Source organism: Syntrophotalea carbinolica DSM 2380, assembly GCF_000012885.1.
Lineage (GTDB): Bacteria > Desulfobacterota > Desulfuromonadia > Desulfuromonadales > Syntrophotaleaceae > Syntrophotalea > Syntrophotalea carbinolica.
On the sequence record NC_007498.2, the window covers coordinates 739,851 to 752,768 of the forward strand.

Sequence of the window (12,918 nt, forward strand, 5' to 3'; positions counted from 1 at the left end):
TTCCCTATTTCACAAAGGCGCCGTCCCAGTCCTTCCATACCGGCTCGTATCCCTGGGCGCGCAGCATGGCGCAAATCTGTTCGGCGTTACGATCATCGTCGATAGCAAACTGTTCGCTGCCATCCTGCTGATGTCCGTATCCGCCTGGCGCGGTGCTGGACCCGGCACTCAGCTGGGTGATACCCAAAGGCAGCAGATGATCGCGCAAACTGGCGCTTTCGCGCGTCGACAGTACCAGTCCGGCGTCGGGTATCAACAGCCGCAGCGCGCAGATCAGTTGCACCAGGGCACTGTCGGATACCGGTTTCGGTGGCTGAAAACCGCCGTCGGCAGGTCGCATGCGCGGGAAGGATACATTCACCCGGCTGCGCCACCAGGTGCGTACCAGGTGGCGGGCATGCATGCCGACCAGGTAGCCCTCGATGCGCCAGTCACTCAGCCCCAGCAGGCTACCGATGCCAATCGAGCGCAGTCCCGCCGCGCCGCCACGATCGGGAGTGGTCAGTCGCCAATTGAAATCTTTCTTGCGACCGAAGGGATGCAGTTTGTCGTACAGGTCACGGTCGTACGTCTCCTGATAGACGGTCAGGTTGTCGACGCCGGCCGCCACCAGTTGGCGATAACCGGCCTCGTCCATGGGGAAGACTTCGATGCTGATGGAAGAAAAAAACGGTCGTACGCGTTTGACAACATTTTCCAGAAAATCGACATCGACCGCCTGCGGTGCCTCGCCGGTCAGTAACTGCACATGGCGGAAACCGCGCTGGCGCAGGATGCGGGCCTCGGCTTCGACTTCGTCCAGGCTCAAGGTGCGCCGCGCGACCTTGTTGGCGGCGTTGAAGCCGCAGTACAGACAACCGTTGCTGCATTCGTTGGAGATGTACAGCGGCGCATAGAGCTGGATGATCTTGCCGAAACGCTGCTGGGTCAGACGGTGGGCTTTTTGTGCCATCGACTCCAGGTAACCGTGCGCCATCGGCGACAGCAGCGCCATGAAATCGGCACTTCGCAGATGTTCCGCCGTCAGCGCCCGTTCCACATCGGCGGCCTGGCATGACATGATCCGTTCCGCAAGCTCGCTGCGATCGTAGCTGTTGAATTCGTCGAGAAAATTCACTGTTCGTCCCTCAGAAATCCGGTCAGGGGGCTGGACGCCTCGGCCTTCTGTTGCTGGGCCGGCAGACCCGCCAGAAACGCGCGGCGCCCGGCCTCCACCCCGAGGCGAAAGGCGTGTGCCATACCCGCGGGATCCGGGGTTACGGCCAGGGCGGTATTGACCAGCACCGCATCGGCACCCATTTCCATGGCCTCGGCCACATGCGACGGTGCGCCAAGACCCGCATCGACCACCACAGGTACGATAGCCTGCTCGATGATAATGGCGATGTTATCGCGGGTGCGCACCCCCTTGTTGGTGCCGATGGGCGCTCCCAGCGGCATCACCGTGGCGGTGCCGGCTTCCTGCAGATGCTTGGCCAGTACCGGGTCGGCATTGATGTAGGGCAAAACCACAAAGCCTTCCTTGACCAGAATTTCGGCGGCCTTGAGGGTTTCGATGGGATCGGGCAACAGATAATAGGGGTCGGGAGTGACCTCCAGCTTGACCCAGGGCTCGCAGCCGGCGGCGCGCGCCAGACGCGCCAGGCGCACAGCCTCCTCGGCGTCGCGGGCACCGCTTGTATTGGGCAGCAGCAGATACTTGTCCCGATCGATATGGGCCAGCAGATCGTCTTCGGGTCGGTCGATGTCGACTCGACGCAAAGCGACGGTGACGATCTGCGATCCCGAAGCGGCCAAAGCGTCTGCCATCAGAGAGTTAGAGGCGAATTTTCCGGTCCCGACCATCAGGCGGGAGGAAAAAGACCGACCGGCAATGACGAGTTCATCCATGATATAACCTTTGGTCAAAGCGACAGGGTTCAGCCCCCGCCGACGAATTGAACGATTTCCACCCGGTCGCCGGTATGCAGCGCGGTGGTGGCGAAACGGTCCCGGGTGACGATGGTGCCGTTATATTCGATGGCCACTCGCTCCGGATCGAATTGGAGCTGTTGCAGCAGGTCCGACAAGCTTGCCAGATTATGGTAGGTGCGTGTTTTGCCATTAACAGTCAAGGTAAGCATGCGTTTTGGTCCTGTTGTCAAGCGGGCGATTCGCCAAGTAATAGTTGCAGTACGGCATTGGCCTGATGATGCGCCGCCACTCCGACGCGGGGTGCCATCAGACCGGTACCCGGCGCCGCCGCGGTTTCGCCATCGCCGACCAGGTACAGGTTGCCGATGGCCCTTCGGGTGACGATGGCGTTGGCCGGCCCTGCGCCCGCCACCCCGGAGGCCGCCACCAGCGGTGTGTCCGGGAAGCGGGATAAAAAGGTTTCCGTCAGCATGGCTTTGGCTTGCGGGTCGTCAAAGGCTTCCACCATGACATCGACGCCGTCGAAAATTTCGGCTACATTGTCGCGGGTAAGGCGCACCATACGGGTGCTCACTTTTACCCCAGGATTGATGCGGGCCAGCGTCGCGGCCAGGGCTTCGACCTTGGGTTGGCCGATCTGGTCGACGAAATACATCTGGCGATTGAGGTTGGAAGGCTCCACCACATCGTAGTCAACCAACAGCAGTCGCCCCACGCCACTGCGTGTCAGGGCGATGGCAATGGGCGATCCGAGTCCCCCGACGCCTGCAATGCCGACGGTAGCCTGCTTGAGGCGGGCATGCACGCCGGGGGTGTGGCGTGCGACCAGCAGGGCCTCCAGTTCCTCGGATGTCGGGATTTCCCCGCGACGGATCAATACGATACGGTCGCCGTTGCTCAGCGGACGGTCGGAGGTTACCGGAAAGCCGTTGAGAATGACGACATCGGCCTGCGGCTTAAAGCGATCCCGCATTTCAAACAGGCGGGCGTCCTCGGATATGTTATGGGGTTGTTCGTTAATCCAGATGTGCATTCCCTTACCCAAAAAAGAAAAGGCCGCAATATGCGACCTCGGCAGAACACGTCAGGTTCTGCATTTGCGCCGCTTCCCTACGCCGGAATGACCCGGATCAGGTTCAAAGGGTTGTCCCGCATGCGCAGGACTCTCAGTTTTGCAAACTCCCCCAGGGCCTATCTATTTTTCATCCGCCAGGAGCGGATGAGAAACAACTGCCTTTATTCTTATGTTTACGGAATACGTTAGCAGCAGGGCATGGTGGACGTCAATGTTTAACTTGATTTGCGGAAGCGCCATTCTTCAGCGACGCCTGCCTGCCGGCAGGATTTTGATAGCCTTGACTGTCGGTAGATGTTGTCCCATCGGGGCGGATGTGGTTACAATAGGCACTGCATTGCAGTGTCAACCATTTCAAGGAGTTTTCATGAACATCTCAGATCGTTACCGCGTCCTGGTGGACGAAATACGTAATTTACAGTCCGGTGCCGGCGATCCCAAAGCCGAGCGCCTTTTAGTGCAGGCTGTCGAAGAACTTGCCCACCATGAAGAGGGGGTCGGTGAAATTCCCCAGATGCGGTTGGAAGCCCAATTGACGCCGATTCTTCTCAAGGCGCACAATCTGCTGGATCGCGCCCGCTTGTTGTTCGATGAACTTGGCGAGGAGGATCGTGTCGGTGCTGTTTGGGAAGCTGAGCAAAAAATCTATCGATTGCTCAACTCTCTGTAGAAAGCTCTTCTCTGTCGATATGCCGACCGGTTGCATGTTGCCTTACTTCTTTTAAAGTTAAAGTAAGGCTGCGGCGTGCGCGGGGCTTCGGGATCTTCCCGGAGGGATGTTGTCTGCCGTCAGCGGAAAGGAGAGCAGCTCATGTCCCTGGTCAAAACCTGGTTTACGCCGGAGGATGCAGCCGGCATGTTCGGTATCAGCAAAGCCCTCCTGCTTACATGGGTGGATGAGGGTCTGGTGCGCAGCGAGCGTGAACATGGCAAGGTTGCGCGGGTCAATATCGACGACGTCAAATTGCAGGTGGATGCACTGGTGCATCGCGATTAAACATGCGGTGCCCCTGAATTGATGCGCGGCACGCCCCAGAGGCTGTCGGATAGCCGTAATTTGACGCGGCAAAACGCAAAAAGCCCTCCCCGGTTTAATGCCGGAGAGGGCTTTTTATGGCGAAGTCAGCAGGCCCTCGGGGCTGCCGACTCTTTGGATTCTTTCATGGGGTCAGGAAATGGCCCGGCCACCGCATTTCTTCAATTGTTGATGGGCGTAGCGCAGCATACGTTCGGTATTGGCCCAGTCGACGCATTTGTCCGTAATGGAGACCCCGTATTTCAGCTGTTTGATATCGGCGTTCAGGCTCTGGTTGCCGGCTTGCAGGTTGCTTTCGACCATTAATGAGCCGATGGAGCGGTTGCCCGCCACCACCTGTTCGATGGCACTGATCAGAACCTCTTCCTGGCGCTCGTGGTCCTTGAAGGAGTTGGCATGGCTGCAGTCCACCATGATGGCCTGGGGCAGACCGGCTTTTTGCAGCAGGGTTTCTGCCTGGGCGATGTCTTCCGGAGCGTAATTGGGCTTACCGCCGCCACCGCGCAGAACGATATGGGTGTCGGGATTGCCGGTTGTCTCCACAATCGAAGGACGGCCGTCGCGGCTGAGGCCGAGGAAACTGTGGGAATGGCAGGCTGCACCCATGGCATCGATGGCGATTTGCAGACTGCCGTCGGTACCGTTTTTGAAACCGACCGGGAACGACAGGCCGCTGGCCATCTCCCGATGAGGCTGGGATTCCGAGGTTCGCGCGCCGATAGCCCCCCAGCTGATCATGTCGGACAGATACTGAATCGTAATGGGATCGAGCATTTCAGTGGCGATGGGCAGCCCCATTTCGGTGATGGCGGACAGCAGGCCGCGGGCAACGCCGAGCCCCTTGGAAATCTTGTGGGTACCGTTGAGGTCCGGGTCGTTGATAAGACCTTTCCAGCCGATGGTGGTGCGTGGTTTCTCGAAATAGACGCGCATCACCAGGAACAGTTGGTCCTTTAACTCCTCATTCAGCGCGGCCAGCCGCTCGGCGTATTCCAGGGCGGCCTTGGTATCGTGGATGGAACATGGTCCGACGACCACCATGATGCGACGATCCTTTTGATTGAGGATGTCGCGAATGGTCTGCCGGCAGTTCAAAACGAACTCGGCCATCTCCTCGCTGAGGGGAAAAACCTGCTTCAGATCGGCGGGTGCGATAATGGGGGTCAGGGAACGGATATTGAGATTAGTGGTCCGGATCATGGCAGTTCCTTATCTGGTTTCCAGTGCAGTGAATCCTGTCTGCTGAATTGTCGCTTTGGGTCTGCTGTTCTGGCCCGGGCGGTGGCTTTGTGCCCCAGGGCGGCACGTATCGGGGAGCCTTGAGCGTAACCGGCAGCGTCGAATCCTCTGATGCGATGTGCCGAACGGACATGAACAACGGATTCGTGCATGGTCGTTATGTTGCCGTGAAGGTATCCCCAAGTGAAGGCAAAATGTAGCGGTTTTTTGGGTGTTTGTCAAAGGTTGACGACTGTTGAGGGGACTGTTGTGTCGAAACCGTTGACACCTCGGTCGCGGATTGGGTATAAAATGGGGTTAATTATCTAAAAAACCGATAAAATTTACGTCAAGCGAGGTTGAACCGTGGGTATTGTTCAAGGGCTTCAGTATACGTTGATAAAAATGTTTGCTTCCATCTTCGAGATTTATGCCTATATTGTGGTGGCGCGGGCGATTCTCTCCTGGGTCAACCCAGATCCCTATAATCCCATCGTGCGGTTTCTTTACAGTGCCACCGAACCGGTATTGCAACGCATGCGCCGTATCGTGCCCCTGCAGTTCGGAGGTCTGGATTTCACCCCGATGGTATTGATTTTCGGCCTGTTTTTTGTGAGTAATTTCCTGCGGACTTTGCTGCTCCGCTGATCCGGCTCGGTTCGGCGAGGGGTTTGTCTTCCTGCCGCGTTTGTCTGCGGATTTGCCTGGACATTTGCGTTCAGGTGCCGCAATCCAAGCCATCGATTTTTCAGCCTGAGCGAAGTTATTGCTCAGACAACAAAAACTGCATCGGGATCTTTTTCATGTCCATCACCCCCATCGATATTCAGCAGCACCGTTTTAAAACACGCCCTTTGGGTTACGATAAGTCCGGAGTCGACAGCTTCCTCGAACAGGTGGCCGACGAACTGGAACGCTTTCACCTGGAAGTTCAGAAGCTCAAGGAAGAGCTGTCGCGTACCCGTGACAGCCTCGACGAAATGAAGCAGCGCGAGGTGACGCTCAAGGAAACCCTGCTGACCGCTCAGCGTATGACCGATGAATTGAAGGCCAATGCATCCAAGGAGGCGGAAATTATTGTCGCCGAAGCGGAACTGAAGGGTGAAAAGATCGTGCAGGAGGCGCGCAACCGGCATATGGATCTGCTGTCTGAAATCCAGGAATTGCGTCGCCAGAAAGTTTCCTTCGAATCGGGACTGCGGGCCGTGGTTGAAAGTCATATGCGGCTGTTGGATATGAACACCCTGTCCATTCAGGATGCAGGGCGCTTCCAGCCCGTGCTGATGGAGATCCTCGAGGATGACGCGTCTGCGCAGATTGCCCCTCCTGCCCGGGAGGATGCGGATTGATGGCGGAATGTCTGTCGCAAACCGATAAGGGCGTTGTGCTCAGTGTCCATGTGCAACCGCGGGCCAGTCGGAATGAATTGGCCGGTTTGCAGGGGGAAAGTCTCAAAATCCGCCTCACCTCACCGCCGGTTGAAGGTGCCGCCAATAAATTGTGCCGGGAATTTCTCGCCAAATTGCTGGGGGTGGCCAAAAGTCGGGTGACCCTCGTGTCCGGTGATAAATCGCGTCATAAACGTCTCCTTATCGAGGGTGTTACTCTCGATGAAGTACGCAATAAACTGCTTTAACACGCCTTCCTCGGTTGACCGCCACGCCTCCGCCTCCTTTGCTGCCAAATGTTTGGCGAATGCCCATTTACCTTCGGCCGTTTTAAAGGTAAAATTATAACCAGCCAGGTCACAAGGATTCGATAGGGATCAGAAAGGGACGGTGGACCATGGCATCCAAGGTTGTAAGTGTCGACATGCACAGCAAGCATCTCGAGGAAATTCGCAGTCTGAAGCGGGAAAATGAAGAGTTGAAGACGATGAACAAGGAGTTGATGAAGCGTCTGGAGGAGCTTCACGGCGAGTATCAGGAATTGCGCTATTACCTCAAGGGGATGGCCTCCCATGGTGAGGTGCTGGCCTTGCGTAAAAAAATCCTCGAGCTGCAGAACGAACTGCATTTTAGGCGTTAAGATCTCAACGGCATGAGTGAACCACCCATCCGGATTTGCCGTAAGCAGCGTTTTGCATTGGCTGGTTGGCTCGACAGGAGCGAGGCAAGGGTCTGCCGGTATCGCCCCAGCCGTGCGGCCTTTTTAAACATACGATCGGCTATGTGCTGGCAGCGGCGCCCGAACCAGGGGGCGCCGCTGTTCGTTTATGGGTTGGTGCCGCCGGAGTCGGACTCGGACTCGCCGGTGAGTTCGGAGAGATCGAGAATACCTTCTTTGTCAAAGGGGAAGCCGTGGCTGCCGATCAGGGATTTGCCGAGGATGACTGTCCCGGTGATTTTGTAAGGCAGAGGCTTGTGTTGCTCGAGCAGGGGCCCCAGGCGCAACAGGTTGAAATAGGCGGTGGAGAGTCGCAGGGGCAGGTGGCCGTATTGGTGGGCTGCGAGTCGGACGCTTTCCAGAGATGTGCCCTGGGCCACGCGGATGTCGCCGATGGACAGGGCGTAGCGCACTTCACGTACGTTGATGCCGAAGTTGTTGGGGTTGAACAGACTCAGGTCCGCAGAGAGTATGGCGTGACTCAGGGTCAGGTTTTCCACCTGCAGTCCGGCCAGTGCGACTTCCGGCGGTTCCGCGCGCAGCGCGGCGCAGCCCCAGAGCAAAGGCAGAAGAATCACCGCGGGAAGCAGGCGCTGCAAAAGCAAGGTGCGAAGGTTCATGTCAGTCTCCTCGGTCTTTGCCGGAATCATTTGGAGATTGTTCGGACAAATGGCGCCGTTTGCGCTCGCCCAGTCGGCGGGTCAGGCGCAACAGCCAACCCTGGCGGGTCAGCAGGGCACCGTAAGGGCACAATTCCTGACAGCAAAAACAATGAATGCAACGTCGGTAGTCGATATGCAGGCGACCATGTTTCAAAACCATGGCCTGCGGGGGACAGTGCTTTACGCACAGGCCACAGTGGCGACATAACTGCGGATCTGCATAAGGACGTGAGCTCAAGGCGCGCTGGAGGGGAGCTTGCAGCCAGGTCGGGATCCCCCAGACCATGTCGGCGCTGTGGGCCGCGCAAATGCGGGGCAGCGCCAGATCCTGGAGGGCGTCGCCGCGCAACGCGATGTCCTCCAGGCGGCTGCCGTATCGCTGGGTCTGTTGCGCCAGACGCTGGGTCCAGACGTCCGCTGCCGTCATGCCGACCAGATTGATGGCGACGCTGTCGACAGCCAAGGCGTTGGTGCCGGCCAGCAGGGCCCCCATAGTGATCGGATCCCCGCTGCCGGGGCCGTTGCCTTCCATGCCGACGATGGCATCAACGATGGTCAGGGTCGGTCGAATATGTTCCGCCAGTTCCAGCAGCATCAGGGCAAACAGACCTTTGTCGGCCCCGGCTTGCAGGTGCAGCGCCGGTTTTCGCATGCCGACTACCGCTCCGAAAAGATTTTTGACGCCGCAGGTCAATCCCATCATGCCGTGGGTTTTGAGCTTGGGGATGTTGATTATGACGTCGGCATCCAGAATATCGCGTGCCAGCTCCAGTTGCCGGAAGGTCCGCCCCACCGGTCCCACACGAACCGATTCGACAAAAGGCGCAAAACGCGCCCCGGTCTCTTCGATGACTTGCATGATGCCGCAACGGCGGGCGACCTCGGCGGGGGTGCCGACTCCTGGCGAGTCGCCTACGGAAACACTGCCGCCCGCCTCCTGAACCATGCGGATCACTGCGCGCACCACCTCCGGATGGGTGGTTACCGCTTTGTCGTGCGACTTGCCGGCCAGCATGTTCGGCTTGATCAGTACCTTTTGACCAGGCCGCACGAAGGCGTTCATCCCCCCCAGTTCCGCCATCACACGTGCGAGGGCCTGCTCCACGGTATCTCGCTGATAATCGCCGGCCGCTGCCAGCGCCACAGGCAAGGTCATTTCTCGAGTATCCGGATATGCAGCCTGCGGCGTCGCGGACCGTCGAATTCGCAGAAATAAATCCCCTGCCAGGTGCCCAGCACCGGTTCGCCGTTTTCGACCAACAGGGTCTGATCCACGCCCAGCAGGGAGCTTTTGATGTGGGCGTCGCTGTTGCCTTCCGCATGGCGATAGCCGGCATCGCGCGGCGCGAGTCGTTCCAGACCGAGAAGCAGGTCGTGCAGCACATCGGGATCGGCGTTTTCGTTGATGGTAACGGCGGCGGTGGTATGCGGCACATGCAGGCAGGCGATGCCCCGGTTGACACCCGCGTTGCGAATTGCCTGCCGGACCTGGGCGCTGATATCGATGAATTCCTCACGCTGCCGGCTGTTGACTTCCAGGGTAATCATGGCTGCTCCTTTTTGAGATGGTCGATGATACAGCGGATGGCCGATGGCCGAAACAGCAGGGAGGTGTGACCCATGCCGATCATTTCCCGGTTGGCAACTTCCGGCAGCACGGCATTGTCAAACGGCAGAATCATGTTGTCGTGGCGGGAATAGATATTGACGACTCCGGTATCTGCGGGCCAGGCGGCTGCCGCCAGACGTTTCAGGAACTCGGAGCCCGGTAACAGCAGCATGCCCAGCGGCGACAGGGCAAAAGGGGCCAGTTTCGATCCCCGGTGGGGTGCGCCGAGTAGCACGCAACGGTCAATTTTGCCCGCGCCGCCGCGAATCTGCAGATAGTTGCGGGCAATCAGAGCGCCCATGGAATGACCTATCAGGTGAACCTGGCGCACGCCATGGCGGTGACGCAGGGTATCTACGATATGAGCCACCCGTTCGGTGAGGACTTCCACGTTCTTCCAGGGAGGCAGTGCGACAGCGTAGACCGTTTTCCAGCCCTGGCGCCGCAGGTGCAGTCTTAACCACCACCAGCAGGCGCGGCTGTGAAACAGGCCGTGCAACAGGATGATCGGGGTGCGATCGCTGTTGACGGGCGGTGCTTTGCGGTTGAACCATCCAAAGGGGTGCAGTAGGATGGTCAGCATCAGGAAAAGCGTTTCGCCCAGGATCAAGCCGCCTGCCAGGACCAGCCTGCCGGGCCGGAAACGCTGATTGACCAGCTCGGGACGCCGGTTGGCGGTTTCATACCAGTACAAGGCGTAACTCAGTGTCGTCAAGCCGCCTACGGCCCCGAAAAAACATGTCAATATCTTGAAGAAAGTCTGCAAGGTTCCTCCTGTTTTGTGGCTCATTATGGCACGCCCATAGGTAGGCGTCAACGCGCTCATAATACAGTTCGACAACCATTTGATGCTGCCTTGAAAGGCTTTGACATGGATCGTCTGATCGCTCGATTCTGCCGGCACCTTGAAGTGGAACGCAACCTGTCGCCCCATACCTTGCGGGCTTACCGGCAGGATCTGACGGAGTTTTCCCGATTTCTCAAACAGGAGGCCGGGGAGGAAGGTTCGTCAAATACGGCTTCTGCCATAGAGCAGGTCGATGCCCTTGTTTTGCGGCGTTATCTCGCCCGCTTGCACAAACGCAATCGCAAGACCACCATCGGTCGCAAGCTTTCGGCCGTTCGTAGTTTTTTCCGCTATCTCGTCCGCCAGGGCGAGCTGGCCGTCAGTCCTGCTGAGACTGTGGCGACTCCCAAACGGGAGCAGTATCTGCCCAAGGTTCTGACCGTGGACGAGGTGTTTGCCCTGATCAAGGCCGCCGATGGTGACGAGCCGCTGACGGTGCGCGACCGCGCGATCCTGGAGTTATTCTATTCCAGCGGTCTGCGCGTGGGGGAGCTGGAGGGCCTCGACGTCGGCCATGTCGATCTTCGCGACGGCCTGGTACGGGTCAGGGGGAAAGGGGATAAGGAGCGCATCGTACCCATGGGCCGTCCGGCCCGACAGGCCCTGGGACGTTATCTGGCCGAGCGTGGCGTTCCGGATCGGGAACAACCGCTGTTTCTCAATTACCGGGGTGGGCGGCTTTCATCCAGGAGCATCGAACGCAACCTTAAAAAATGGCTGTTGTGTGCCGGTATCCTCAAGGATGCCTCCCCCCATGCCTTGCGTCATACCTTTGCCACCCACCTGTTGGACGGCGGTGCGGATCTGCGTGCCATCCAGGAATTGCTTGGCCATGCCTCCTTGTCCACCACGCAGAAATATACCCAGGTCAGCCTCGATCGGCTGATGGAAGTTTATGACCGTACCCATCCCCGGGGGCGCAAAAAAAAATGAGTTTTGCTTGGTATTTTTGCTTGGTACGGACAGCCGCGCTTTGCTGACGGTTGTGCGAAACAGCTGCAACCCTAGCGCGTTTAGTTGCTTTTTTCGGTGATCTTGGTAGCCTCTTCCATGGCGGTAATTCGATAGATGAGGCCGGCGCGATCGTCGGACAGGTACAAGGCGCCGTCGGGACCGACGGCCGGGCTTACAGGGCGTCCCCAGGCCCTGCGGCCCTGCAGCCAGCCACGGACAATATCCTGCGGCGGTCCCGTGGGGCGGCCGTTCTCGACGGGGATGCCGACCAATTTGTAGCCGGTGGGGATGCTGCGGTTCCAGGAACCGTGGAAAGCTACATAGAGCATGTCGCGATAGGCTTTGGGAAACGCCAGCTTGTGGCCGAAAGTGATGCCCAGGGGTGCGGAGTGGGCCTGCATTTCGACCTCCGGCGGCAGGGTCTGACGGCAACGGGAGACGCTGCCGTAATCGGGATCGGGGATCCGCCGGCCATAGCAGAACGGCCAACCGTAATCACCGCCCGGGACGATACGATTGATTTCCTCAGGAGGCAGATCGTCCCCGAGTCGGTCACGTCCGTTGTTGCTGGCCCACAGCTCGCCGGTTGCGGGATGGAAGGCCAGACCGACACTGTTGCGAAGCCCCCGGGCATGAATTTTCGCCTGTCCGCCACCGGCCGGGATGCGCAGGATGGCTGCGCGGCGCGGATCTTTTTCCATGCAGGCGTTGCAGCTGGAGCCGGCCGCCACGAAATAGTCGCCCGTCGGTCCGATGGCCACGCTACGGGTCCAGTGACCGCCGCCGACGGGAAGATCGTTGGAAAGCACTTCGATACGGTCGGCACGGAGATCCGTGTTGCCATCCGGCAGGCGTATCAACCGTCCATTTTCGGCGGCGATCAGATCCTGCCCGGCAAAAGCCAAACCGTGAGGCAGGTCGAGATCGTCGGCAAAAGTCATATGACGGTCTGCGACGCCGTCATGGTTTTCATCGGGCAGGACCATGATCCGGCCGGCTCTGGGCAGCGATACGTAAAGATCGCCAGCCGGACTGAAAGCCAACATTCGTGGACCCGTCAGGCCGGAGGCAAAAACCGATATTTCGAACCCCGGGACGGTCTGCAATATTGGCGATTCGGGTTTTATGGTTCCGGACCAAGCGGGCGGGATATGCAGGGGCACGGTAACCAGACCGTCGTTGCCGGTTTTGGCCGGAAGCGTGCCTATTCGCGGAACAACGAAGGTCAAAGCCAGTGTGGCGAAAAAAGCTGTCGTGAGTTGAATCATAGCCCATCGGAGGTGGACAAGATTGACCATGGCGCCGAATGCCAAAATGGTTAGAATCAGCGGCAGCAGGCAGTACCACAGGGGAAGGTCCGGTATGAGATAAAGAGCACGGGCCAGCAGGCAACCGGCAAACAGGGCGGCAAATCCCATTATGGCTAGCAGGATACGGGACATAAGGGCAACGCTCCGGCGTAAGAGAGTTTGGGAAAAGAATATCACAGTCAAAGGT

Annotated in this window: 17 protein-coding genes and 1 riboswitch; of the genes, 7 read left to right on the forward strand and 10 right to left on the reverse strand. The window is 58.6% G+C overall.

All coding sequences use genetic code 11. The features are described from left to right. Positions 1-4: 4 nt before the first annotated feature. The 4 genes from thiH to thiF are packed head-to-tail and all read right to left on the reverse strand — an operon-like array spanning position 5 to position 2,947. Positions 5-1,117: a 2-iminoacetate synthase ThiH gene (gene thiH / locus PCAR_RS03790; RefSeq protein WP_011340308.1), complete on the reverse strand. Its 1,113-nt coding sequence runs from the start codon at positions 1,115-1,117 to the stop codon at positions 5-7. After that, positions 1,114-1,890: a thiazole synthase gene (locus PCAR_RS03795; RefSeq protein WP_011340309.1), complete on the reverse strand. Its 777-nt coding sequence runs from the start codon at positions 1,888-1,890 to the stop codon at positions 1,114-1,116. Before PCAR_RS03795 ends, thiH begins: the two co-directional genes overlap by 4 nt. A 29-nt stretch (positions 1,891-1,919) precedes the next feature. Further along, a complete protein-coding gene (gene thiS, locus PCAR_RS03800) occupies positions 1,920-2,123 on the reverse strand; it encodes a sulfur carrier protein ThiS (protein ID WP_011340310.1) in 204 nt (67 codons plus the stop codon). 17 nt (positions 2,124-2,140) lie between these two features. After that, complete coding sequence (thiF, locus tag PCAR_RS03805; RefSeq protein WP_011340311.1) at positions 2,141-2,947, reverse strand: sulfur carrier protein ThiS adenylyltransferase ThiF; 807 nt, start codon at positions 2,945-2,947, stop codon at positions 2,141-2,143. Positions 2,948-3,004: 57 nt separating this feature from the next. Next, a riboswitch (TPP riboswitch) is annotated at positions 3,005-3,110 on the reverse strand. A gap of 246 nt (positions 3,111-3,356) precedes the next feature. On the opposite strand from thiF, the gene PCAR_RS03810 reads away from it, so the two are divergent. Together PCAR_RS03810 and PCAR_RS03815 are read left to right on the forward strand one after the other, a co-directional pair. Continuing rightward, the gene (locus PCAR_RS03810) at positions 3,357-3,659 is read left to right on the forward strand and encodes a hypothetical protein (protein WP_011340312.1); all 303 of its coding nucleotides are present in this window, start codon (positions 3,357-3,359) and stop codon (positions 3,657-3,659) included. Between the two features lie 141 nt (positions 3,660-3,800). Next, positions 3,801-3,986, forward strand: a complete 186-nt coding sequence (locus tag PCAR_RS03815) for a hypothetical protein (RefSeq protein ID WP_011340313.1) — start codon at positions 3,801-3,803, stop codon at positions 3,984-3,986. Between the two features lie 171 nt (positions 3,987-4,157). Here the strand turns inward: PCAR_RS03815 and PCAR_RS03820 are convergent, their stop codons facing one another. Further along, complete coding sequence (locus PCAR_RS03820; RefSeq protein ID WP_011340314.1) at positions 4,158-5,225, reverse strand: 3-deoxy-7-phosphoheptulonate synthase; 1,068 nt, start codon at positions 5,223-5,225, stop codon at positions 4,158-4,160. Between the two features lie 384 nt (positions 5,226-5,609). Between PCAR_RS03820 and PCAR_RS03825 the strand changes: the two genes are divergently transcribed. The 4 genes from PCAR_RS03825 to PCAR_RS03840 all read left to right on the forward strand — a co-directional run bounded on the left by PCAR_RS03825 (position 5,610) and on the right by PCAR_RS03840 (position 7,271). Further along, the gene (locus PCAR_RS03825) at positions 5,610-5,891 is read left to right on the forward strand and encodes a YggT family protein (protein ID WP_011340315.1); all 282 of its coding nucleotides are present in this window, start codon (positions 5,610-5,612) and stop codon (positions 5,889-5,891) included. Positions 5,892-6,046: 155 nt separating this feature from the next. Next, positions 6,047-6,592 carry a DivIVA domain-containing protein gene (locus PCAR_RS03830; RefSeq protein ID WP_011340316.1) on the forward strand — a complete coding sequence of 182 codons (546 nt, stop codon included), beginning with the start codon at positions 6,047-6,049 and terminating at the stop codon, positions 6,590-6,592. Further along, positions 6,592-6,879 carry a DUF167 domain-containing protein gene (locus PCAR_RS03835; protein ID WP_011340317.1) on the forward strand — a complete coding sequence of 96 codons (288 nt, stop codon included), beginning with the start codon at positions 6,592-6,594 and terminating at the stop codon, positions 6,877-6,879. The genes PCAR_RS03830 and PCAR_RS03835 overlap by 1 nt, the downstream gene beginning before the upstream one ends. 149 nt (positions 6,880-7,028) lie before the next feature. Beyond that, positions 7,029-7,271, forward strand: a complete 243-nt coding sequence (locus PCAR_RS03840; RefSeq protein ID WP_011340318.1) for a hypothetical protein — start codon at positions 7,029-7,031, stop codon at positions 7,269-7,271. Between the two features lie 185 nt (positions 7,272-7,456). Here the strand turns inward: PCAR_RS03840 and PCAR_RS03845 are convergent, their stop codons facing one another. The 4 genes from PCAR_RS03845 to PCAR_RS03860 are packed head-to-tail and all read right to left on the reverse strand — an operon-like array spanning position 7,457 to position 10,386. Beyond that, positions 7,457-7,969: an LEA type 2 family protein gene (locus PCAR_RS03845; protein WP_011340319.1), complete on the reverse strand. Its 513-nt coding sequence runs from the start codon at positions 7,967-7,969 to the stop codon at positions 7,457-7,459. Position 7,970: 1 nt separating this feature from the next. Beyond that, positions 7,971-9,167, reverse strand: a complete 1,197-nt coding sequence (locus PCAR_RS03850; RefSeq protein ID WP_011340320.1) for a DUF362 domain-containing protein — start codon at positions 9,165-9,167, stop codon at positions 7,971-7,973. Then, positions 9,164-9,559 (reverse strand): secondary thiamine-phosphate synthase enzyme YjbQ, encoded by a 396-nt coding sequence (locus PCAR_RS03855; RefSeq protein WP_011340321.1) that lies wholly within the window; start codon positions 9,557-9,559, stop codon positions 9,164-9,166. The genes PCAR_RS03850 and PCAR_RS03855 overlap by 4 nt, the downstream gene beginning before the upstream one ends. Next, positions 9,556-10,386 carry an esterase/lipase family protein gene (locus PCAR_RS03860; RefSeq protein ID WP_011340322.1) on the reverse strand — a complete coding sequence of 277 codons (831 nt, stop codon included), beginning with the start codon at positions 10,384-10,386 and terminating at the stop codon, positions 9,556-9,558. The genes PCAR_RS03855 and PCAR_RS03860 overlap by 4 nt, the downstream gene beginning before the upstream one ends. A 105-nt stretch (positions 10,387-10,491) precedes the next feature. On the opposite strand from PCAR_RS03860, the gene xerC reads away from it, so the two are divergent. Then, the gene (gene xerC / locus PCAR_RS03865) at positions 10,492-11,400 is read left to right on the forward strand and encodes a tyrosine recombinase XerC (RefSeq protein ID WP_011340323.1); all 909 of its coding nucleotides are present in this window, start codon (positions 10,492-10,494) and stop codon (positions 11,398-11,400) included. 80 nt (positions 11,401-11,480) lie between these two features. Here xerC and PCAR_RS03870 read toward each other — a convergent pair whose 3' ends face one another. Continuing rightward, on the reverse strand, positions 11,481-12,863 hold the full coding sequence (locus PCAR_RS03870) for a PQQ-dependent sugar dehydrogenase (protein ID WP_011340324.1): 1,383 nt from the start codon (positions 12,861-12,863) through the stop codon (positions 11,481-11,483). Positions 12,864-12,918: the final 55 nt, after the last annotated feature.